22 protein-coding genes are annotated in these 21,565 nt (G+C 43.2%); 7 read left to right on the plus strand and 15 right to left on the minus strand.

Going from position 1 to position 21,565, the window contains the following annotated elements; all coding sequences use genetic code 11:
- Positions 1 to 2 precede the first annotated feature (2 nt).
- Together BSR11_RS02330 and BSR11_RS02335 are read left to right on the plus strand one after the other, a co-directional pair.
- Positions 3 to 593, plus strand: a complete 591-nt coding sequence (locus tag BSR11_RS02330) for a phosphoheptose isomerase (protein WP_004395962.1) — start codon at positions 3 to 5, stop codon at positions 591 to 593.
- Between the two features lie 3 nt (positions 594 to 596).
- Positions 597 to 1,178 (plus strand): BON domain-containing protein, encoded by a 582-nt coding sequence (locus BSR11_RS02335; RefSeq protein ID WP_072668886.1) that lies wholly within the window; start codon positions 597 to 599, stop codon positions 1,176 to 1,178.
- A gap of 81 nt (positions 1,179 to 1,259) precedes the next feature.
- Here BSR11_RS02335 and sspB read toward each other — a convergent pair whose 3' ends face one another.
- The 5 genes from sspB to zapE form a co-directional block, all read right to left on the minus strand.
- Positions 1,260 to 1,715, minus strand: coding sequence for a ClpXP protease specificity-enhancing factor (gene sspB / locus BSR11_RS02340; RefSeq protein WP_072668887.1), 456 nt, complete (start codon positions 1,713 to 1,715; stop codon positions 1,260 to 1,262).
- Positions 1,716 to 1,725: 10 nt separating this feature from the next.
- Entirely contained in the window at positions 1,726 to 2,361 is a 636-nt protein-coding gene (gene sspA / locus BSR11_RS02345; RefSeq protein ID WP_004395965.1) for a stringent starvation protein SspA, read from the minus strand.
- A 244-nt stretch (positions 2,362 to 2,605) separates the two neighbouring features.
- Positions 2,606 to 2,998, minus strand: coding sequence for a 30S ribosomal protein S9 (gene rpsI / locus BSR11_RS02350; protein WP_004395968.1), 393 nt, complete (start codon positions 2,996 to 2,998; stop codon positions 2,606 to 2,608).
- A 15-nt stretch (positions 2,999 to 3,013) separates the two neighbouring features.
- On the minus strand, positions 3,014 to 3,442 hold the full coding sequence (gene rplM / locus BSR11_RS02355; RefSeq protein ID WP_004395969.1) for a 50S ribosomal protein L13: 429 nt from the start codon (positions 3,440 to 3,442) through the stop codon (positions 3,014 to 3,016).
- Between the two features lie 326 nt (positions 3,443 to 3,768).
- Entirely contained in the window at positions 3,769 to 4,872 is a 1,104-nt protein-coding gene (zapE, locus tag BSR11_RS02360; RefSeq protein WP_072668888.1) for a cell division protein ZapE, read from the minus strand.
- A 151-nt stretch (positions 4,873 to 5,023) separates the two neighbouring features.
- Here zapE and zapG point away from each other — a divergent pair, with 151 nt between their 5' ends.
- The 3 genes from zapG (at position 5,024) to degS (ending at position 8,360) form a co-directional block, all read left to right on the plus strand.
- Complete coding sequence (gene zapG / locus BSR11_RS02365) at positions 5,024 to 5,464, plus strand: Z-ring associated protein ZapG (protein ID WP_072668889.1); 441 nt, start codon at positions 5,024 to 5,026, stop codon at positions 5,462 to 5,464.
- A 180-nt stretch (positions 5,465 to 5,644) separates the two neighbouring features.
- Positions 5,645 to 7,012, plus strand: coding sequence for a DegQ family serine endoprotease (locus BSR11_RS02370; protein WP_072668890.1), 1,368 nt, complete (start codon positions 5,645 to 5,647; stop codon positions 7,010 to 7,012).
- 286 nt (positions 7,013 to 7,298) lie between these two features.
- Positions 7,299 to 8,360 carry an outer membrane-stress sensor serine endopeptidase DegS gene (gene degS, locus BSR11_RS02375; protein WP_072668891.1) on the plus strand — a complete coding sequence of 354 codons (1,062 nt, stop codon included), beginning with the start codon at positions 7,299 to 7,301 and terminating at the stop codon, positions 8,358 to 8,360.
- Between the two features lie 100 nt (positions 8,361 to 8,460).
- On the opposite strand, the gene rplS is transcribed toward degS, so the two are convergent.
- The 5 genes from rplS to ffh form a co-directional block, all read right to left on the minus strand.
- Positions 8,461 to 8,814, minus strand: a complete 354-nt coding sequence (gene rplS, locus BSR11_RS02380; protein WP_072668892.1) for a 50S ribosomal protein L19 — start codon at positions 8,812 to 8,814, stop codon at positions 8,461 to 8,463.
- 42 nt (positions 8,815 to 8,856) lie between these two features.
- Positions 8,857 to 9,597, minus strand: a complete 741-nt coding sequence (gene trmD, locus BSR11_RS02385) for a tRNA (guanosine(37)-N1)-methyltransferase TrmD (RefSeq protein WP_072668893.1) — start codon at positions 9,595 to 9,597, stop codon at positions 8,857 to 8,859.
- A 26-nt stretch (positions 9,598 to 9,623) separates the two neighbouring features.
- Positions 9,624 to 10,178 (minus strand): ribosome maturation factor RimM, encoded by a 555-nt coding sequence (gene rimM, locus BSR11_RS02390; RefSeq protein ID WP_072668894.1) that lies wholly within the window; start codon positions 10,176 to 10,178, stop codon positions 9,624 to 9,626.
- 20 nt (positions 10,179 to 10,198) lie between these two features.
- Positions 10,199 to 10,447 carry a 30S ribosomal protein S16 gene (gene rpsP / locus BSR11_RS02395; protein ID WP_004395977.1) on the minus strand — a complete coding sequence of 83 codons (249 nt, stop codon included), beginning with the start codon at positions 10,445 to 10,447 and terminating at the stop codon, positions 10,199 to 10,201.
- A gap of 237 nt (positions 10,448 to 10,684) precedes the next feature.
- Entirely contained in the window at positions 10,685 to 12,055 is a 1,371-nt protein-coding gene (gene ffh, locus BSR11_RS02400) for a signal recognition particle protein (RefSeq protein ID WP_004395978.1), read from the minus strand.
- Between the two features lie 212 nt (positions 12,056 to 12,267).
- Between ffh and BSR11_RS02405 the strand changes: the two genes are divergently transcribed.
- Together BSR11_RS02405 and BSR11_RS02410 are read left to right on the plus strand one after the other, a co-directional pair.
- Positions 12,268 to 13,062 carry a cytochrome C assembly family protein gene (locus BSR11_RS02405; protein WP_072668895.1) on the plus strand — a complete coding sequence of 265 codons (795 nt, stop codon included), beginning with the start codon at positions 12,268 to 12,270 and terminating at the stop codon, positions 13,060 to 13,062.
- A 305-nt stretch (positions 13,063 to 13,367) separates the two neighbouring features.
- Positions 13,368 to 14,642 (plus strand): HlyC/CorC family transporter, encoded by a 1,275-nt coding sequence (locus BSR11_RS02410; protein ID WP_072668896.1) that lies wholly within the window; start codon positions 13,368 to 13,370, stop codon positions 14,640 to 14,642.
- An 82-nt stretch (positions 14,643 to 14,724) separates the two neighbouring features.
- Here the strand turns inward: BSR11_RS02410 and luxS are convergent, their stop codons facing one another.
- The 5 genes from luxS to BSR11_RS02435 all read right to left on the minus strand — a co-directional run bounded on the left by luxS (position 14,725) and on the right by BSR11_RS02435 (position 21,463).
- Positions 14,725 to 15,243: an S-ribosylhomocysteine lyase gene (luxS, locus tag BSR11_RS02415; protein ID WP_072668897.1), complete on the minus strand. Its 519-nt coding sequence runs from the start codon at positions 15,241 to 15,243 to the stop codon at positions 14,725 to 14,727.
- A gap of 116 nt (positions 15,244 to 15,359) precedes the next feature.
- Complete coding sequence (gshA, locus tag BSR11_RS02420) at positions 15,360 to 16,928, minus strand: glutamate--cysteine ligase (RefSeq protein ID WP_072668898.1); 1,569 nt, start codon at positions 16,926 to 16,928, stop codon at positions 15,360 to 15,362.
- Between the two features lie 267 nt (positions 16,929 to 17,195).
- Positions 17,196 to 20,048 carry a M16 family metallopeptidase gene (locus BSR11_RS02425; protein ID WP_072668899.1) on the minus strand — a complete coding sequence of 951 codons (2,853 nt, stop codon included), beginning with the start codon at positions 20,046 to 20,048 and terminating at the stop codon, positions 17,196 to 17,198.
- Between the two features lie 9 nt (positions 20,049 to 20,057).
- Positions 20,058 to 20,519, minus strand: coding sequence for a YqaA family protein (locus BSR11_RS02430; protein WP_072668900.1), 462 nt, complete (start codon positions 20,517 to 20,519; stop codon positions 20,058 to 20,060).
- Entirely contained in the window at positions 20,513 to 21,463 is a 951-nt protein-coding gene (locus BSR11_RS02435; RefSeq protein WP_072668901.1) for an NADP-dependent oxidoreductase, read from the minus strand. Before BSR11_RS02435 ends, BSR11_RS02430 begins: the two co-directional genes overlap by 7 nt.
- Positions 21,464 to 21,565: the final 102 nt, after the last annotated feature.

Raw genomic sequence — 21,565 nt, forward strand, 5'->3', positions numbered from 1 at the left:
CAATGCTCGATAGCATTAAAGATAGCTTTACCGAAAGTATTCAAATTCAAATTGCCGCCGCCGAGGCCTTGCCAGATGCGATTATGCACGCCGCGCAAGCAATGGTTGTCACGCTACTGAATGGTCAGAAAATTCTTTGTTGTGGGAATGGTGGATCTGCCGCTAATGCTCAGCAATTTGTCTCTTGTTTACTGAATCGTTTTGAGACTGAGCGTCCCAGCTTACCAGCCATGGCACTGACCGCCGACAATACGACATTGACCGCCGTCGCCAATGACTACCATTATCAAGAGATTTTCTCCAAGCAAGTCCGAGCGTTTGGTCAAGCGGGAGATGTACTACTGGCCATATCTACCAGTGGTAATAGTAAAAACATCATCAAAGCGATGGAAGCAGCGGTGACACGCGACATGACAATCATTGCCTTAACCGGTAAAGATGGTGGAGAAATGGCGGGGTTGCTTGGGGAAAATGATGTTGAGATTCGCATTCCTTCCCATCGCACTGCTCGTATTCACGAAGTACACATGGTCACTTTACACTGTTTATGTGACTTAATTGACCAAGTGTTGTTTCCAGCTCACGAAGAGTAACTCATGAAAAACATCCGGTTCAACTTACTGCCTTTACTTGCTCTAGTGTTTATCTTACCGCTCTCTGGCTGTGCTGGTTTTCTAGTGGCTGGAGCCGCTGCAACGGTTAACATTGCAACAGACCCTCGTTCAACCACTGAGCAATGGCAAGATAAAAACCTTGAATTAGAAATTACAGGCTTGAGTAATAAGCCCCCTTTTCGCAGTCAAATGCGTATCACGGCAAGCTCATTTCGAGGTACGGTAGTATTGATTGGCCAGTCACAAACGAGTGATCTGCTCGAGCAATTTATTGGTCAAGTCGAGCAATTAAAAGGAGTGAACCACCTACATAATCAAGTGAAAATACAGCCACCGTTAACCGTAGGCCAGGTCAGTAATGACAGCTGGATCACCACCAAGGTCAAATCAGCCTTGTTGGCTAAGTCAGAGCTGCGCGGCGTGAAAGTCTCAGTAATCACTGAAAATAGAGAAGTGTTTTTACTCGGTTACGTCACTCAAGAACATGCAGAAATAGCAACTGATGTTGCACGTCACGTATCAGGGGTTAAGCAAGTCATCAAAGCGTTTGAATACGCAGATTAACACTTAATTAATCAAGCCATCGTATCAATAAAAAAAGCAGCGTTACCGCTGCTTTTTTTATTGTCTTTCATCATCGAAGGTTTATTTGACCACTCGAAGGCTTGGTCTACCTTGAGGTTTTGATGGTTCGGTGTCAGTGGATTGTTCATCAGCACCACTGTCTTGAGCTGCTACAACGCTCTCTGCAACCTCCGTCAGCTTTTGCTGATAAGCAGGCTCAGGTTCAAACATGGTGCCAGCACCGTTCTCACGAGCATAAATGGCTTGAACCGCATAAAGAGGAACAATCACTAAATGAGGACGCCCGCCAAAACGAGCACTGAACGTTACCTCATCATCACCTAACTCTAAATTACCAACCGCGCGAGGGGCGACATTAAGAATGATCTGTCCATCTTGGACAAACTCCATCGGTACCCTTACCCCTTGCAAGGTAGCATCCACCACTAAATGTGGCGTTAATTCATTGTCTAGCAACCAATCATAAAACGCACGAAGCATGAAAGGTCGACGAGGTGTCATTTTTTCAATATCCATAACACACCGATTAACGCGACAAACGCATCTCACGCTCAGCTTCTGTCAAAGAGGCTAAGAATGAATCACGCTCAAATACACGATTCATGTAGACTTTTAATTCTTTTGAACCTGGACCAATTAATTCAATGCCTAAGACTGGTAAACGCCATAGTAATGGCGCGAGATAGCAGTCAATTAAGCTGAATTCTTCGCTCATAAAGTATTCGTATTCGGCAAATACAGGGGCGAGCGTTAATAGGTCATTACGCAGTTTATTACGAGCCGCTTCCGCTTCACTAGCATTACCACGAATCACTTTATCCGCCAATGAATACCAGTTTCTTTCGATACGATAGATCATTAAACGACTATTACCACGAGCGACCGGATAAACAGGCATCAAAGGTGGATGAGGAAAACGCTCATCTAGGTATTCCATAATGATTTTTGAATCGTACAGCGCAAGCTCACGATCAATCAGCGTTGGGACCGACTTATAGGGATTCAGTTCGATAAGTTCAGCAGGCAGATTATCTTCATCAACCAGTTCAACTTCAACACTGACACCTTTTTCAGCCAGCACAATACGTACCTGATGGCTATACATATCAGACGCACTCGAAAATAGAGTCATCACAGAACGTTTATTGGCAGCTACAGCCATGGAGCCCTCCAGCACACACTTACAAGTATAAAAACAATGGAGGCTTAGCCTCCATTGATGATTCGAATAATCAAAAATTAGCATGGCATAATAGCATATTTAGTGCTCATCACGCTAATGTTCTTTCTTAACCGCAACTCAACTCGCCAATCAGCCAGTTCTTACCGACACAAAAAAGCCCAGCAAATGCTGAGCTTTTTGAACCACAATCCAGCCGAAGCTGAAGGATAATCTTTGAAAAAGATTAACGCTTAGAGAATTGAGGTTTACGACGAGCTTTACGTAGACCAACTTTCTTACGCTCAACGCAACGAGCGTCGCGAGTAACGTAGCCAGCAGCACGTAGTGCAGGACGTAGTGATTCATCGTACTCCATAAGAGCGCGAGTGATACCGTGACGGATAGCACCAGCTTGACCAGAAATACCACCACCTTTAACAGTGATGTATAGGTCAAATTTCTCTGTCATTTCAACTAGCTCAAGTGGTTGTTTAACCACCATGCGCGAAGTTGGACGACCGAAGTATTCATCAAGACTGCGCTTGTTGATTACGATGTTGCCGCTGCCTGGTTTAATAAAAACACGTGCAGCTGAGCTTTTGCGACGGCCAGTGCCGTAGTATTGATTCTCTGCCATTTCCGAAATCCCCAATTAGATGTCTAGTACTTTTGGTTGTTGAGCAGCATGGTTGTGCTCAGCGCCAGCGTAAACTTTCAGCTTACGGTACATAGCACGGCCTAGAGGACCACGTGGAAGCATACCTTTAACCGCTAGTTCAAGAACCATTTCTGGCTTACGATCGATCAGTTTTTCAAAGCTGATTGATTTAAGTCCACCAGGGAACTCAGTGTGACGGTGGTAGATTTTACCTTTAGCTTTGTTACCAGTTACAGTAACTTTCTCCGCGTTTACAACGATGATGTAATCACCAGTGTCAACGTGTGGAGTATATTCAGCTTTATGTTTGCCACGTAGGCGAGATGCAATTTCACTTGCAAGACGGCCAAGAGTTTTACCTTCAGCGTCTACAACGTACCAGTCGCGTTTTACAGTTTCTGGTTTAGCAACGAAAGTTTTCATGCTAATAATAACCCGTTAATTAAAATTTACACTTAAAGGAGCATTTGCTCCCACTGTCTAAGAGCCCAGACATCACCCCTTCGAGTGGATGGCACTCTGGCCTAAAAGGCCGCAGTAACGGTGGGTTGCAGGATTATAGAGAAGAGAGTGGAAAAAATCACCTTTTTTTGCTTAAAATCACAAAAAACTCTGCTAATCATCATGCTATCTCGAAAATCAGCCAATAAAAAACCAATCACCTAAGTTACAGTGAAGTATTGTCGATTGGTCATTTCGAGAATAATCAATATATTAATAACCAGATTGATGGAATTACTAAAGGCTTATTAAGGCAAATGCGCTTTTGCCAGATACTCATGGCTTTGCATTTCAATCAATCTTGACTGACAGCGTTTAAACTCAAAACTTAACCGCTCTCCAGCATAGAGCTCCTCTAACTTCACCTGCGCTGAAATAATCAGTTTGACATGGCGCTCATAAAACTCATCCACTAAAGCAATAAATCGTCGCGCCGCATCGTCCGCAAGAGGCCCCATCTGCATCACCTCAGCAAGTAAAACGGTGTGATATACACGAGACAACTCGATATAATCATTTTGACTACGAGCCGTTTGGCACAGTTGAGCAAACGTCGCATACAATACCCCATCACTGGCTTTTATGACGTTTAATTGGCGATGATTGATGGCTATTTGCGTCTGGCACTCTTTATCGCTACTGACTAACTGAGTGTAATACTTATCGAGATTCCGCTGTGCTTGCTCGTCCAAGGGAAAATGATAAATTTCGGCTTGCTTTAGTGTACGTAAACGATAATCAACGCCGCTATCAACGTTCAGAACATGGCAATGCTGCTCAATCAATTTGATAGCTGGTAAAAAACGAGCTCGCTGCAAGCCATTACGGTATAGCTCCTCTGGTGGGATATTCGAGGTTGCAACCAAAACCACACCGCGAGCGAACAGTCCTTGCAATAAAGTGGCTAAGATCATCGCATCGGTAATGTCTGAGACAAAAAATTCATCAAAGCAGATCACCACAGCTTCTTGGCTAAATTTTTCAGCCACCGCTTCAAGAGGATCGCTGATTTCACCCAATTGCTTTAATTCATCATGCACACGATACATAAAACGATGAAAATGAACGCGCATTTTCTTTTCGGTCGGTAAGGCATCAAAGAAAGTATCCATAAGATAGGTTTTCCCTCGCCCAACACCACCCCAAAAATAGAGCCCTTGAGGCACGGTCATCGTCGGTGATTTAATACCCAACCATTTTTTCCAAAGCTGAGGTCGAACCACCGGTTGATTAATAAAATCACATAACTGATGATAGAGCAGATCCAGCGCGTCGACGGCGAGAGCTTGCGCGGCATCGTATTGAAAACCTGAGCGTTTTAAATCTTGTTCGTATCGCTGTTTCGGTGTCATGATGGTTTACTGTGTCTCTAGAGAATAAAAACTGCCTTCAGGCGTACATGCATTTTGCTTTATCGAATTTCGCTCTCATAGTAACATGTCACTACAGCATGTGTAACTAACCCGTAAAAAACATGTTAAATAACAACAATAAGGAGTCGTTATGCCTTGGATTTATGCCGTAGTAGGCCTAATAGTAGGGATGGTTGTCGGAGTCGTTATTGCACGTTTGACTGCTGACAACTACAAAAACCAAAAGTCATTGCAAAAAGAGCTGGATAACGCAAAATTTGCGATGGATCAACAGCGCCAAGAATTGGCCGATCATTTTGCTCAAACGGCAGAAATGCTCGATGCACTTGGTAAAGACTATACCAAGCTCTATCAACATATGGCAAAAACTGCGACAGACCTGCAACCTAACCTACCAGAACAAGATAATCCGTTTATAAAAAAAATGGCTCAACATAAAGACAATGAGCCAAAACAAGAACTCGTTGAACAACCGCCTAAAGATTATGCTCAAGGAGCAACCGGGTTATTAAAAAATGAACCAAAAACGATCCTACGTTCATCCGATGTGATTCACAGTAAAGTCAATTAACCCTTTTGCTGCCAAACCGATTCATCAGGAGAATTAGCTTAGTATTGAAGATTAAATTCGCAACACAATGATGAACTTTGTAAAGGTTTTTAAGTCATAACTTTCACTCAGCCTATTGAAGTTTTTTTGTTCAAGACAAATATTACTTTCATGAAGCATTTATTTACGAGGATTGTTACGATGAAAAAACCTTTGCTTGTTTTAACGGCTCTCTCTTTAAGCTTAAGTTCCCTCATCACACCATTGCAGGTTAATGCGGCATTGCCCATCGCAGTACAAGGTCAAACACTGCCTAGTCTGGCTCCGATGCTAGAAACGGTGACACCCGCCGTAGTCAGTATCGCGGTAGAGGGGACTCAAGTTGCTCGCCAGCGTATCCCTGACCAATTTCGTTTCTTTTTTGGCCCTAATTTCCCAACGGAACAGTTTCAAGAACGCCCTTTTCGAGGACTCGGTTCTGGGGTCATTATTAACGCCAGTAAAGGTTATATTGTCACCAACTATCATGTAATTAATGATGCAGAAAAAATTCGCGTCAAGCTGTATGACGGCAGAGAATTTAATGCAGAACTGGTTGGTGGTGATCAGATGTCTGATGTGGCTTTGCTGAAAATCAACAACACCACGAATCTTACTGAGATGCCAATCGCTGATTCCGATCAATTACGCGTCGGTGACTTTGCGGTCGCGATTGGTAATCCATTTGGTTTGGGACAAACCGTCACCTCAGGCATCATTTCTGCCCTCGGTCGCAGCGGCTTAAATTTAGAAAATTTTGAAAACTTTATCCAGACTGATGCCGCGATCAACAGTGGTAATTCTGGTGGCGCATTAGTTAATCTCAATGGCGAACTGATTGGTATTAATACCGCAATTTTAGGCCCTAATGGGGGTAATGTAGGGATTGGCTTTGCCATCCCATCCAATATGATGAAAAACCTCACCGATCAAATCATTGAGTTTGGAGAAGTCAAACGCGGCATGCTTGGCGTTCAAGGGGGAGAAATCTCTTCTGAACTGGCGGAAGCTTTAGGCTATACCTCAAGTAAAGGAGCATTTGTTAGTCAAGTCGTCGCTGACAGTGCTGCTGATAAAGCCGGAATTAAAGCGGGTGATATTATCGTTTCACTCAATGGTCGAAGAATCGATACCTTCTCTGAACTGCGAGCCAATGTCGCCACCCTTGGACCAGGTAAAAAAGTTAAGCTGGGAGTGGTTCGTGATGGTAAAGAAAAAACCTTTACTGTTACCTTGGAAGAACAGGTGCTCAATAAAACCAAAGCGGATAATCTGCATCAAGGCTTAACGGGTGCAGAACTGTCAAACACCACTGCAAGTGATAGTATTCAAGGGGTAAAAATCACTCAGGTAGAAAAAGGCTCTAGCGCTGAGGCTTACCAACTGCAACAAGATGACATCATTATTGGAGTCAACCGTAAGCGAGTCAGAAACATCGCCGAATTCAGAGCCATTTTAGAGCAATCACCAGCAATACTTGCTTTAAACATACAACGTGGTGATAGAACACTCTATCTTGTTATACGTTAATCATTCTGTAACAAGCATCAACGTTTCAAAGGCAGCGCTCATTACGCTGCCTTTTGTTATTTCTGCAGGTGATGGTATCCTTAAAACACGCCTCTCATTACGCCTCTAACTGCATTACTGGAAGGTACCAATCAGCGGCCAATACCGTCGAGCTTTTGGGGAATATCAGTCGTTCCGATGACGTTAACCAATACCGTTCATGAGTAATGCCGCATTGTCAGGGTTATTAGTTAGCTACACCATATCGATGTTAAATTCAGTGGCATGACTATATTTTGGGGAAAACATGCTGATTTATCTGATTCGCTCTATTGGGCTTGGATTGATTGTCGCGCTTGCGGTGATTGTCGTGACACCATCATTACGAGCTCATCTGGTCGTTAAACCGAGCACTCAACCCGCTCATATTGCCTCATTACAAATTTCATTTAATGATGCTGTACGGCGAGCGGCTCCAGCCGTCGTTAATATCTACAGTCGAAAATATTCGGAAAACGATCGTAGTAAATTATCGACACAAGGTCTCGGTTCTGGGGTTATTGTCAGTGAAAAAGGTTATATCATCACCAATTATCACGTTATTGCTCAAGCCGATCAAATTATTGTTGCCTTGCAAGATGGTCGAGTTGCTGCTGCGCAGCTGGTGGGCCAAGATCGACGCACCGATATCGCTATTTTACAAATTGAAGGTAATAACTTACCGGTCATTCCTCAAAACCCTAACTATCATGCCAAAGTGGGAGACGTAGTTCTGGCAATTGGTAATCCTTATAACTTAGGTCAAACTACCACCTTCGGTATTATCTCTGCGACTGGCCGTTCCTCAATCAGTGCCGATGGTCGACAAGCCTTTATTCAAACGGATGCTGCAATTAATGAAGGCAATTCAGGTGGAGCTTTAGTCAATACCCAAGGTGAGTTAGTAGGAATTAATACCGCCTCTTTCCAACAAGCAACCGAATTAGAAACCTATGGAATTTCTTTTGCCATTCCGTTTGTTCTGGCCAATAAAATCATGGAAAAAATCATCGCTGACGGACGAGTAATTCGAGGGTACATCGGAGTGGATGGGCAAGATATTAATGCGGTAACTTCACGCCTATTGGGTAGCGATCATATTGGTGGAATCGTCGTGCTCGGAGTTGATCCTAATGGCCCCGCCGCTCAAGCAGGATTTATGGTCCGCGATATAATTTTAAAAATTGACGGACAAAAAATTAATGGCCGACAGAGTGTCATGGATATGGTCACCGATCTGCGTCCAGGTAGTGTGATTGAGTTTACTCTGCTACGTAAAGGGCAAGAAATGATAGTACCAGTGACGATTGCCGAAGATAGCCGAGAATAAACGCTCTCGTTTATTGCTTATCGAGTATCAGCAACAAACAACAGATAAAAAAACGGAGCCTAATGGCTCCGTTTTCTCAATGAGAACGCGAGTTCTAGCATTATTTTCTAGTAAGCTTCTCTCTAATACGAGCTGCTTTACCAGATAGATCGCGTAGGTAGTACAATTTGGCACGACGTACTGCACCACGGCGCTTCACTTCAATGCTAGCAACAACTGGAGAGTGAGTTTGGAACACACGCTCAACACCTTCACCGTTAGAAATCTTACGTACAGTGAAAGCTGAGTGTAGACCACGGTTACGGATAGCGATTACAACACCTTCATAAGCCTGTAGACGCTCACGATCACCTTCTTTTACCTTAACTTGAACCACAACAGTGTCACCTGGTGCGAATTTAGGTAGGTCTTTCTTCATTTGCTCTTGTTCTAGAGCCTTGATGATATTACTCATGTTTTTAAATTCCTAGAATAAACTGATACTAAATTTAATAGGTTACTGTTGAGTCTCTTTAATATACTCAGCCAGTAATTGTTCCTGTTCGTCAGTCAGAGCTAGGTTTTCCAGGAGCTCTGGTCTTCTTAGCCAAGTACGGCCTAACGATTGTTTCAATCGCCAGCGACGAATTTCCTGATGATTACCAGACATCAATACCGTAGGTACGGTTTTGCCATCCAATACTTCAGGGCGCGTATAATGTGGGCAATCCAATAAACCATTAGCAAAAGAATCTTCTTCTGCTGACGCGAAATCACCTAATACCCCTGGAATAAAACGGGACACCGTATCAATCAACGTCATGGCTGGAATTTCGCCCCCAGTCATTACAAAATCACCGATTGACCATTCTTCATCAACCTCTGATTGTATAACGCGCTCATCTATCCCTTCGTAGCGACCACAAATGAGCAATAAATTGTCATTGTTTGCCAGCTCTTCTACTCCTTGCTGATCGAGTTTTCGACCTTGGGGAGAGAGATAAATCACTTTCGTCTTGCCCGGTGCGGCTGCTTTGGCAGCATGTATGGCGTCACGCAAAGGTTGCACCATCATTAACATGCCTGGGCCACCACCGTAAGGCTTATCATCGACAGTATGACGTTTGTCATGAGCGAAATCGCGTGGATTCCAGCTCTGTACGGATAATAGCCCTTTTTTTACCGCTTGGCCTGTGACTCCAAAATCCGTTACGCTACGGAACATTTCAGGAAATAGGCTAATAATGCCAACCCACATGTGTTCTTCGCCTTATCGATTTAGAGTTAAAACGCAGGATCCCAGTCAACTTCGATCCGTTGAGCAGTGCGATCAATTTGTTTGATCACTTGCTCTTCAAGAAACGGAATTAATCGTTCCTTTTGCCCAAAAGCATCTTTAAGATTCGCTTTCACTACGAGAACATCGTTGGAGCCAGTTTCTAACATATCGACAACTTCACCAAGGTCATAACCTTTCGTTGTCACCACTCGCATTCCAAACAATTCACGCCAGTAGAATTCATCTTCTGACAGCTCAGGTAATGCAGCTGGGTCAATTGAAATTTCAAAGTTAGTCAATAGATGAGCATCTTCACGCACATCAAGACCTTCAAGTTTTGCCACCAAACCTTTGTTATGGCGCTTCCAACTTTCTACTTTGTACTCAACCCATTCACCATTTTGGTTTACCAACCAAGGGCTATAATCGAAAATGCTTTCAGCATTGTCTGTGTAGGACAAAACTTTAAGCCAGCCACGAATGCCATAAGAAGCACCAAACTTGCCTACAACAATTTTCTCGCCTTGCTCGCTCATTGTCTGTTTGCCTTTCATCGACATAAACTAGTTGCTACTGGTTATTAAGCCGCTTTTTGAGCGTCTTTAACTAGTTTAGCTACGCGATCAGATAGAGATGCGCCTTGTGAAACCCAATGGTTCACGCGATCTAGATCAACACGTAGGCCTTCTTCTTTACCCGCTGCTGTTGGGTTGAAGAAACCAACTTTCTCAATGAAACGGCCAGTTGCAGAGTTGCGGCTATCAGCTACAACGATTTGATAAAATGGACGCTTTTTAGCGCCGTGACGTGCCAAACGAATGGTTACCATGTCGTCCTCTTTGCTTTCTCAAAAATAAAATTAACCCCAGAAACTATTTATTTAAAACAGTTTGGGGTCTCGTGCCAAAATAAAGCCTCGGAATTTTACTCTTATTCCGAGGCTTTGCAAGGGGTTTAGCTACTTTTTCACCAGCATAAATTGCATTTTAACTTTGTGATTTAGGTAACAGCTTTAAAAAGAGGCAAAAAAACAAACTGGCTTAAGCAAAACTCAAGCCTCGATTTTTTAACGGCCAAATGGGTTAAAGCCACCACCGCCCATCATACCTTGCATATTGCGCATCATGCCCTTCATGCCGCCTTTTTGCATTTTTTTCATCATTTTTTGCATTTGAGTAAACTGCTTGAGTAGCCGATTAATATCTTGTACTTGTGTTCCCGAGCCTGCCGCGATGCGTTTTTTACGCGAGCCTTTGATTAAATCGGGATTTTGTCTCTCTTTCATGGTCATCGAATTGATGATGGCTTCCATTTGCTTAAACATGCGATCATCAACTTTATCTTTAACACCCGCCGGAAGTTGTGACATACCAGGGAGCTTATCCAGCATTCCCATCATGCCACCCATGTTTTTCATCTGCCCTAATTGCTCGCGAAAATCTTCTAAATCAAAGCCTTTCTTCTCTTTGAACTTCTTCGCTAGCTTCTCGGCTTTGTCTTGATCAACATTACGCTGCAAATCTTCAATTAATGATAAGACATCGCCCATACCTAGAATACGCGAGGCAACGCGATCCGGATGGAAGGCTTCAAGAGCATCGGTTTTTTCTCCGACCCCTAAAAACTTAATCGGTTTTCCGGTCACATGACGTACCGACAAAGCCGCACCGCCACGTGCATCACCATCAACCTTGGTTAAAATCACCCCGGTGAGTGGTAGAGTATCACCAAACGCTTTGGCGGTATTCGCGGCATCTTGTCCTGTCATTGCGTCAACGACGAACAAGGTTTCTACAGGGTTAATCGCCGAATGAAGCGCTTTGATCTCAGCCATCATCACTTCATCAACCGCTAATCGACCGGCTGTATCGACAATCAAGACATCGTAAAACTTCTTCTTGGCATGATCGACGGCAGCATTAGCAATATCAATCGGCTTTTGATCCGCTGATGAAGGAAAGAAATCCACGCCCAAATCGTTAGCTAATGTTTCTAACTGCTTAATCGCGGCCGGACGATAAACGTCTGCCGAAACCACCAGCACTTTTTTCTTATCACGTTCTTTAAGTAACTTAGAGAGTTTACCGACACTGGTGGTTTTACCAGCCCCTTGTAAACCCGCCATTAAAATAATTGCCGGAGGCTGGGCAGCAAGATTCAACGCTTCATTCGCGGCCCCCATGACAGTCTCAAGCTCATGGCGAACTATTTTAATAAACTCTTGCCCAGGCGTTAACGATTTGGAAACTTCAACGCCAACAGCACTCTCTTTTACTCGACTAACGAAGTCGCGCACCACTGGCAAAGCAACGTCGGCCTCCAGTAGTGCCATACGCACTTCACGTAAGGTATCTTTTATATTGTCTTCGGTAAGACGACCTTTACCACTAATATTCTTTAGGGTTTTAGATAAACGATCGGTTAAATTTTCAAACATGTTTTTCTCTTCGCGATTAGGCGACCAATGCGCCTGAGTATACCTTAGCCAACTGCTTAGGCATACCCATTGCAAGCTAGCTGTCGAGTTTCTTTGTTAGATTGGGTTATCTTTCGATATCTCAACTCTCAAAAACGATTGCGATCCAACGTAGCTCATTAAGGTTTGGCAAGGTATAATTCGCCAACTGAGCCACTAAATTTGTGACAAGCATGGATAACCTAATCGCTATTGTTGCCGCTACGCTGTATTTTTTATCGATTGCCACTATTGTCCCTGGACTGGTTAATCAAACGGGCATTAAGGCAAAAACCGTCTTTATTAGCGCTACATTGGGGCTTTTTTTTCATGCCTGGTTACTTAGTGGCTTAATTTTCCACAGTAATGGACAAAATCTTAGTATTCTTAATGTCGCTTCGTTGATCAGCTTTATCATTGCTTTGGTGATGAGTTTAGCTATGTTCAAGGTACGTTTATGGTTTTTACTGCCAGTAGTGTATAGCTTTTCAGCAATCAATTTGTTTTTGGCAACCTTTCTACCAAGTACCTTTATCACTCATTTGGAACGTGAACCAGAGCTAATGGCTCATATTGCCTTAGCTCTTTTCTCTTATTCTACGTTATCCATTGGTGCATTATACGCTTTACAGCTTGCTTGGCTGGATTACAAATTGAAAAAAAAGAAAGGCTTATCCATCAACCCTAATTTACCGCCCTTGATGATGGTCGAGCGCCAACTGTTTAAAATTATTTTAATCGGCAATGTTCTACTTACAGGAACATTATTAACCGGTGCACTTTTTGTGCAGGATATGTTTGCTCAAGGTAAAGCTCATAAAGGTATTTTATCGTTTATCGCTTGGATCGTTTATTCAATTTTATTATGGGGCCATTATCAAAAAGGATGGCGAGGACGCAAAGTGACTTGGTTTGCCGTTGCAGGGGCGACATTACTCACCCTTGCTTACTTCGGTAGTCGATTTGTCAGAGAGATCATTCTGCGCTAAGGTCTGTTTATATCTGACTTTATCGACCTATCATCATGGAAAATAATGCTTAATTTAAGTCTAACGATGGGATGAAAACGGTGGACTTAATCCCCATATAAGCTCAGTGTATTTTATTTCTGGATACAACTTTATCCCTGAATCACTTGATGTAACAAATAAACGGTAAGATGAGTACCCCATAAATACAGATAAACCGTCTAATGGGGACTAGTGACTACAGTCGCACCGACGTTGCTTTTCATCGAAAAGGGATACGCTCTTTTTGTTATTGAACATCTATAAGTATAAGGAAACAAAGCGTTTTGGACGACATATCAACGGGTATCTTATTTGCGCTACTCGCGTGTCTTATCATTATTTCTGCCTATTTTTCAGGCTCAGAAACAGGCATGATGGCACTTAACCGCTATCGCCTTAAGCATTTAGCGAGTACTGGTCATAAAGGCGCTAAACGCGTTGAACGGTTACTCAGTCGTCCAGACCGTTTAATAGGCTTGATCTTGATTGGCAATAACTTAGTCAATATCCTTGCCTCTGCGATTGCTACGATCATCGGGATGCGACTATATGGTGATATTGGTGTAGCGATAGCAACCGGTGTATTAACTCTCGTGATTCTCGTCTTCGCGGAAGTGACCCCGAAAACGCTAGCTGCGATTTACCCTGAAAGGGTATCTTATACCAGCAGTGTTGTGCTGACTTTTCTAATGAAAGTGCTTTCTCCTTTGGTGGTTTTTATCAATTTCATCACCAACGGCTTCATTCGCTTACTGGGTCTCAATGCTAAACACACTCGCGATGATCCCCTCAGCTCCGAAGAACTGCGTACGATTGTTAACGATGCAGGGCGGCTTATTCCTCGTCGCCACCAAGATATGCTGTTATCCATTCTTGATTTAGAACATGTAACAGTGAATGACATTATGATTCCGCGTAATGAAATCACGGGCATTAATATTAATGATGATTGGAAGTCGATCATTCGCCAGCTCACTCACTCACCTCATGGTCGAGTAGTACTGTATCGCGACAATATTGATGAGGCAGTCGGCATGCTGCGCTTACGTGAAGCAGCACGGTTAATGTTAGAAAAAAACGAATTCAATAAAGAAACGCTCTTTCGGGCCGCTGATGAAGTGTACTTTATTCCCGAAGGAACACCGCTTAATGTCCAATTACTCAAATTCCAACGTAATAAACAGAGAATTGGTCTTATCGTTGATGAGTACGGCGATATTATAGGTCTTATTACCTTAGAAGATATTCTGGAAGAGATTGTCGGTGAGTTTACCACCTCAATGGCTCCTAGCTTAGCTGAAGAGATCACACCACAAGGTGATGGCAGCTTCTTAATTGAGGGTAGTGCTAATATTCGCGATATTAATAAAAGCTTAAAATGGAAGTTACCAACCGATGGGCCAAGAACCCTAAATGGACTAATTCTGGAACATTTAGAAGAGATACCTGAAACTCACTTAAGTGTTAAAGTTGCTAATCATCCGATGGAAATTGTTCAGTTAGAAGAAAACCGCATAAAGCTAGTGCGTGTCTACCCGCGAAAAATCAAAAAGCCCTAATCTATGATGATCATAAACGGCTAAAAAAATGGGCTGCGAATCAACGCAGCCCATTTTTATTACCTGATAGTTTCTTAAGCTATTAATTGACTTGTAAATTTTTTAGCATCGATTCAGGTAAAGCAAGTTGATCGTTTTTGTTCACTCCAATACCGCTGGTCAATACTTGCTGAGCAATGGCTTGTGCTTCCGATAAAGAGTGCATCGCTGCAGTACCGCACTGATACTCATTGAGTTCTGGAATGTCCTTTTGATCACGAACTTTCAAAACATCTTCCATCGCAGCGAGCCACGCCTTAGCCACTTGCTGCTCCGTAGGGGTACCAATCAAACTCATATAAAACCCAGTGCGGCATCCCATAGGAGAAATATCAATAATTTCTACCTCTTCGCTATTAAGATGATTACGCATAAACCCTGCATAAAGGTGCTCTAGAGTATGAATCCCTTTTTCAGATAAAATCGCTTGATTAGGTAGAGTAAAACGTAGGTCAAACACAGTGATGGTATCACCTTTGGGTGTTTGCATCGTTTTCGCTACGCGTACAGCGGGAGCTTGCATACGGGTATGATCGACCGTAAAACTATCTAATAATGGCATGTAACTTATCTCCTTGTTTAACCGTTAAAATACCCATTTGTACGCTGAGCCCAATTCACTAGCGATCTCAGTCTGCGTAGCAAACGAACGACATTTTCTTATTCATACGTCACTGATTATGACTCTAAATAGCTAAAATAGTCAGCTAAAAAGGCATCGAAACTCAGCGTGTCTTGCTGCTCTATCTCTAATTGAGCCTCGCGTGAACGAACGACTTCTTGCTGCATTTGTTGTTCGGAATAGACTTGGTAAGCATGCTGTAAATTATCTTCACGATAGCGTTCACCAAGATAACTTCCGACTTTACCTAATCCACCTAGTTGCTGAGTTTTTTCTAGTAAACGAGCCGATAAGGTTTGTTCAGGGTTATCAATCCAGCGGGCAAGCTCTTGGCACACCTCTTGATAGGCATTACCGCCACAGGCCGCGTCCATTTGCTCAGCAATCAAACTTAGGTCTGCAAATACGCGTTTCGCCCATGCCGTCAGAGTTAATTTTTCACCATGACAGCCAATTTGCAACTCCAGTCCTGGTTTTCGTCCTTCAAGGACGACTTTACTCCAGTTATCGCGCCAACACTGTAACTCACAACTATCCATCGGGTCTGAATCTGATAAAGCGGTCCATGTGAGGAACAAATCTAGAAAACGTACTTGCTGTTCGGTGATCCCGATAGGACTGAAAGGATTGACATCCAATGAACGTACTTCAATGTATTCTACCCCACCACGCGCTAACGCTTCTGAAGGTTTTTCACCATTTTTAGCAACACGTTTCGGACGAATCGGCGCATAGAGCTCATTTTCAATTTGTAAAATATTGCTATTCAGTTGACGATATTCACCATCGACTTTGACACCAATATTAGCAAATAGCTCAGATGGCGTTCTTATCGCTTGATTTAAGCCAGTTAAATATTGTTCTAAACTATTAAAACCAATTTTGAGGCTACTTTGCGCATCATTGGTGTAACCTAAATCACTCAGTCTCAATGAAGTTGAATAAGGTAGGTAGAGCGTTTTACCTATCGATTCGAAAGGTAACTGCGTTTCTCTTCCCTGAATAAATGAAGAGCATAATGCTGGAGAGGCCCCAAAAAAATAAGGGATCAACCAACCAAAACGATAATAGTTACGGATTAGGCCAAAATAGGCTTGCGACTGACTAGCTTGACGCTCTTGATCCGTTTGCTCGCCGTATAAGGCATCCCAAAATGCAGCTGGAAACGAGAAATTAAAATGCACGCCAGAGATGATCTGCATTAGGCTGCCGTAACGCTGTTTTAATCCTGTTCGGTATAGGGTTTTCATTCGTCCAGTATTGGAAGTGCCGTATTGAGCAAGCTGAATATCCGCTTCACTCCCAACATAACAAGGCATAGAGAGAGGCCAGAGTTTTTCGTCACCAATGTTAGCTTGCGTAAAATGATGAATGTCTGCTAATTGAGCCATTAAGGTATCGACATTGTTCGACACTGGCGTAATAAACTCCAGTAATGATTCAGCAAAATCAGTAGTGATCCAAGCATTAGTCAACGCTGAACCTAGTTTCTCAGGGTGCGGCGTTTGAGCAATACGACCATCGACGGTATAACGTAAAGTTTCACGCTCAACACCACGGCCAAACTGCTGAAATATTTCTGGTTGATTAGCAACTCGTGCTAGTCGATCGGCAAAGTTAGTCAAAATAAAATTCGCTTATAAATAGATGATGTTGTAGATATCGCTACCGTCGTTCGCCCAAGGCCCACAGACGCTCCAGAAGATGCAGACTCCATTGCTTGATCGCTACTTTGTCACAGCAACGAAAGCCACGTAACATTTTTGTGGCCTTAGTTGCTCAAGTAACGAGGTAGAATGCGATATTTGATACGCGATAAGAAACCTAATGGCTCATAGCGCAGCCTTGAAAGCCGTATCTTTTCTTCTACGTTGTTTTTATATATGCGTGCTCTAATGGATTATTTCAAGCTCTTCAATCGGAATTGATAATTTTTCTAATTGTGGCCTTAAGCTTTTAGCATCGCCAACCACAATAATTTGATAATCCTCTGGGACAAACCATTTCGCCGCCAATGTGTTCAGTGTCGATTTATTCACCGTTTTCAATAGACGATTACGCTGCTGAAGATAATCCTGATCCAGATTATTAGTCAGCATTTGTCCAATCAATTGTGCTTTTTGTGAAGGCGTTTCGTAACTCAAAGCCTCTTGTTGACCAACGGCAAGACGTAAAAAGGCCATCTCATCCGTGGTTAAACCATACTGACTAAAATGACTCAGTTCTTGGATAATTTCTTGAATGGCTGGTAACGTTGCATTCGCTCGCACTTGAGCATTAAAAATGATCGCCCCCACTTCACGATTACTGGACAAATAACCACTTGCACCGTAGGTATAGCCTTTATCTTCACGTAGATTCTGGTTAATACGACTATTAAAGTTACCCGCCAAGTTGAAATTCGTTAATTGAGTGAGATACATTTCTCCCGTGGCATCGAAAGGCAGTCCACGGCGAACAAAACGCACCACACTTTGCGGTGAATCGGGTTTATCGACCAAAAAAAGACGCTGCTCAGTGAGCGTCGGGATCACTTGCGGACGGAGAATAGGGGCAGGTTGACCATGCCAATCAGTAAAAAAAGCCAGTTGTTCGCGAACTTGTTGAGGTTCAATATCACCGACGACAATCACTTGAGCACCGTGTGGCGTATAATGCTGCTGATAAAAACCTTTAACCTCATCCAATGTCAGTGCAGCAATAGAGGCTTGTGTACCATCACTCGAACGAGCAAACACCGAGTCGCCAAACAACACTTGACGCATCGCCTGCCCTGCCAACCAACTAGGTTGCTGATGCTGATAGACCACACTTTGCAGCATTTGTTGCTGGATACGCTCAAAATCCTCTTGCTTAAATCCAGGGGTTAATAACATCTCTTGGACAATCTGCAATGTTTCTGGCAAATGCTTGGTTAAGCTTGAGATAACCACATTGGTTGAATAAGCTCCGGTATTGAGACTGATGGTCGAACCCAGTTTATCAAGTTGTGCTTGAATCGCTTCCACACTGCGTATCGCTGAGTCCTGCTTGATTAAAGCTGCCGTTAAATTTGCTAAGCCTTCTTTGCCAGCTTCAACATGACGCTCTCCCGCCGGTAAACGGATCTCTATTTGTACCGTCGGAGTCTCACTGCTCACCGTCCCGATTAACTCCGCGCCATTATCAAAATGGATTTCATACAACTCAGGCATATTAATTTGTACAGCTTGCGCAACGGCAGGCATCACCGAACGATCAAAATTATCCACGACTTGGCGGTATTCTAGCTGTTGTTCTGTTATTTTCTGATACGTGGGTAATAAACGATCAGGAGTGACAAAGGTTGCTTGACGAACGGCTAATGATTGACGACCTCGAGGGACAACACTTAATGTGACTTTGGGTTTACCTTGTAGATAAGTTTGAAAAGCCTGATTCACTGATTGAGGGGTAACCGCTCTTAACTGTGCTAACTGTGCTTCGATACGATCGGGTTGATCATAGAAGGTTTGATTACTTGCCAACTGGGTCACTTTGCCTTGAACACTTTGTAAAGCAAAAATAGCGTTCGCTTCTGCCATCCCAGAGATTTGCGCTAGACGGTCATCACCAACACCTTGCTGCTCAAATTGTGCCAATGTACGCATGATTTCTTTATACAAGGGGGCCAATTGAGCACGTTGCCCTGAGGGAGCCATCGCGTAGATATAAAAAGTACATGCCAGTTCTGCACAATCTTGAAAAGCACCGGCATCGACCGCTTTCTGTGTTCTTACTAAATTCTGATACAGTAAACTATTACTACCACTACCAAGTACTTGTGCTAAGGCATCTAATGAAGCTTGTTGTTCAGCGCCTCGATAAGCCGTTGGGAAGCCAATCAGTACCATCGGCTGCTGAATACGATCTTCTAAGGTGATATAACGATCTTCCATTAACGTGACTGGCTGTTTCTCTGCCTTATCAACCTCTGGACCTCTGGGAATCGAGCCAAAATAACGATTAACCCAAGCTAAGGTTTGTTTAACATCAATGTCCCCGCCAATCGTAAGAACTGCATTATTCGGTCCATACCAGCGTAAGAAAAAAGCTTTCAGATCATTCACATCCACTCGATCTAAATCTTCGACATAACCAATCGTCTGCCACGAATAAGGATGGCTTTGTGGATACAAGGCTTCAGCCATTTTCTCCCAAATCAGTCCATAAGGACGATTATCATAGTTTTGTGCGCGCTCGTTTTTCACCGTATCACGTTGTATTTCAAACTTACGCTGCGAAACAGCATCAAGTAAAAAGCCCATTCGATCGGCTTCTAGCCATAACACTTTTTCTAGTTGGTTAGCAGGAACGGTTTGAAAATAATTGGTTCGATCACGATTGGTGGTGCCATTTAAACGTCCGCCAGCTTCAGTAATCAACCGAAAATGCTCTTGATCGGCGACATGCTTAGAACCTTGAAACATCATGTGTTCAAAGAAATGTGCGAACCCAGACTTACCTTGCTCCTCACGAGCAGAGCCGACATGATACGTCATATCAACATGCACTAATGGATCAGAATGATCCGGTGACAAAATCACGGTTAAGCCATTATCTAAGCGATATTTGCTATAGGGAATCATCACTTTATCAGGCTGTGCTTCGATCTCTTCTAGTAAAGTGACACCAGAAGGTAAGGATGAAAAAAAGGATAACGAGGTAGGAGTAGAACAGCCAGAGAGAGCTAGCAGCGCGAGTGCACCTAGCCAAATAGTCTTCATGCCATCACCTTAAAAAAGACCGTAGAAAATTGCAGTTAATAAGCAGTAGCGGAGCATCTTCCCAATCAGGAGCATACAAAAAACCACACTACCACGCATTCGTAACCACCCTGCGGCTAAACAAAGTGGATCACCAATAATCGGTAACCAACTGAATAATAATGCCCAATAACCATGTTTGTTTAACCACGTTAATGCATTATGACCATGTTTTTCCTGTTGAGTTCGATTAGGAAGCAATAAACCTAACCAATAATTAGTCATACCTCCGAGTGAATTACCAAGCGTTGCGATCAAAATGATCAACCATGGAGAGTATTGACCAAGGGCAAGTGTTGCAATGAGTATCGCTTCGGAACCACCGGGAAGTAAAGTCGCGCTAAGAAAACTAACAACAAACAATACCCAAAGTGCTGAAGTAGAAAACAGCTCCGCCAAATAGGTAAAACTGATATTAAATAGTTCTAGCATTGCATATTAAGCAAGATTTTACCTCGCGTATGTCCCGTTGCGATTTGCTCGTGTGCTTGTTGTACTTCTTGCAGAGGGTAAATATGTTGAATTTCTATTTTCAATAACCCAACCCCAACCATGTATAGCATAGTATCTAGCTGCTCAGGATTAGGATCGACCAACATACCACAGGCTTCAAAACCCAATAATTTGGCTTTCTCACAGATAAGCTCAGCGCTGAGTGTGGGTACTGTGACCACTCTGGCCGCATCTTTCAAACATTTAAGTGCGTCGAGAGCAACATCGCCACCAACAAGATCGATCAGTACATCAACCTCTTCTAATCGCTGAGAAACAGGAGCGAATTGATAATTGATTGCATGAGCACCTAATGTGGCAAGATAATCTAAATTGGCTTCACTACAAGTGGTGTAAACTTCCGCTTTCGTGGCTAACGCTATCTGTAAAGCGATATGCCCAACGCCGCCGGCTCCAGCAAGGATCAATACACGATCGCTCTCTTTAATCTGAGCTTTACTTAAAGCTTGAGCTGCAGTCTGTCCAGCTAATGGTAATGCAGCTGCTGCCTCCAAAGTCACCGAGTCAGGTACGATACTAAGATCTTTTTCCGCCACACAGACATATTGACTATAACCGCCGCCTCGCAGTGGAAAACCAATAAAGCCTGCGACATTCATCCCTTGCTGTAACTCACAAACCCCAGCACCAACTTTAATAATCCGTCCGGAGATGTCATAACCAGGAACCCAAGGCAATTTATCTTTATTTTGTTCTGCAGCCCAACCTAAACCGGCGCGAGTTTTGATATCAATTGGATTCACGCTAGCAAAAGCAACCTTGACTAACACCTCCCCTTCCTGTGGCTCTGGAATGCTTGATGATTGAATCGCGAGCACTTCTGGCCCACCGAATTGGGTAATGACTATCTGCTTATTGTCCATGTCCTCGGTTCCTATTGCTAGCAAGTAAAAAGAGATGCCGAAGCATCCCTTTGAATATATATCATTTTATAACTGATTGTGAACTATATCTCCCCAAAGTGA

Source organism: Vibrio injensis, assembly GCF_001895205.1.
Classification (GTDB): domain Bacteria; phylum Pseudomonadota; class Gammaproteobacteria; order Enterobacterales; family Vibrionaceae; genus Vibrio; species Vibrio injensis.

What these genes read in the sequence shown, in the direction of transcription:
- BSR11_RS02330 (WP_004395962.1), top strand. Translation starts at nt 3, where the DNA reads ATGCTCGATAGCATTAAAGATAGCTTTACCGAAAGTATTCAAATTCAA.
- BSR11_RS02335 (WP_072668886.1), top strand. Translation starts at nt 597, where the DNA reads ATGAAAAACATCCGGTTCAACTTACTGCCTTTACTTGCTCTAGTGTTT.
- sspB (WP_072668887.1), bottom strand. Translation starts at nt 1,715, where the DNA reads ATGGATATTGAAAAAATGACACCTCGTCGACCTTTCATGCTTCGTGCG.
- sspA (WP_004395965.1), bottom strand. Translation starts at nt 2,361, where the DNA reads ATGGCTGTAGCTGCCAATAAACGTTCTGTGATGACTCTATTTTCGAGT.
- rpsI (WP_004395968.1), bottom strand. Translation starts at nt 2,998, where the DNA reads ATGGCAGAGAATCAATACTACGGCACTGGCCGTCGCAAAAGCTCAGCT.
- rplM (WP_004395969.1), bottom strand. Translation starts at nt 3,442, where the DNA reads ATGAAAACTTTCGTTGCTAAACCAGAAACTGTAAAACGCGACTGGTAC.
- zapE (WP_072668888.1), bottom strand. Translation starts at nt 4,872, where the DNA reads ATGACACCGAAACAGCGATACGAACAAGATTTAAAACGCTCAGGTTTT.
- zapG (WP_072668889.1), top strand. Translation starts at nt 5,024, where the DNA reads ATGCCTTGGATTTATGCCGTAGTAGGCCTAATAGTAGGGATGGTTGTC.
- BSR11_RS02370 (WP_072668890.1), top strand. Translation starts at nt 5,645, where the DNA reads ATGAAAAAACCTTTGCTTGTTTTAACGGCTCTCTCTTTAAGCTTAAGT.
- degS (WP_072668891.1), top strand. Translation starts at nt 7,299, where the DNA reads ATGCTGATTTATCTGATTCGCTCTATTGGGCTTGGATTGATTGTCGCG.
- rplS (WP_072668892.1), bottom strand. Translation starts at nt 8,814, where the DNA reads ATGAGTAATATCATCAAGGCTCTAGAACAAGAGCAAATGAAGAAAGAC.
- trmD (WP_072668893.1), bottom strand. Translation starts at nt 9,597, where the DNA reads ATGTGGGTTGGCATTATTAGCCTATTTCCTGAAATGTTCCGTAGCGTA.
- rimM (WP_072668894.1), bottom strand. Translation starts at nt 10,178, where the DNA reads ATGTCGATGAAAGGCAAACAGACAATGAGCGAGCAAGGCGAGAAAATT.
- rpsP (WP_004395977.1), bottom strand. Translation starts at nt 10,447, where the DNA reads ATGGTAACCATTCGTTTGGCACGTCACGGCGCTAAAAAGCGTCCATTT.
- ffh (WP_004395978.1), bottom strand. Translation starts at nt 12,055, where the DNA reads ATGTTTGAAAATTTAACCGATCGTTTATCTAAAACCCTAAAGAATATT.
- BSR11_RS02405 (WP_072668895.1), top strand. Translation starts at nt 12,268, where the DNA reads ATGGATAACCTAATCGCTATTGTTGCCGCTACGCTGTATTTTTTATCG.
- luxS (WP_072668897.1), bottom strand. Translation starts at nt 15,243, where the DNA reads ATGCCATTATTAGATAGTTTTACGGTCGATCATACCCGTATGCAAGCT.
- BSR11_RS02425 (WP_072668899.1), bottom strand. Translation starts at nt 20,048, where the DNA reads ATGAAGACTATTTGGCTAGGTGCACTCGCGCTGCTAGCTCTCTCTGGC.
- BSR11_RS02430 (WP_072668900.1), bottom strand. Translation starts at nt 20,519, where the DNA reads ATGCTAGAACTATTTAATATCAGTTTTACCTATTTGGCGGAGCTGTTT.
- BSR11_RS02435 (WP_072668901.1), bottom strand. Translation starts at nt 21,463, where the DNA reads ATGGACAATAAGCAGATAGTCATTACCCAATTCGGTGGGCCAGAAGTG.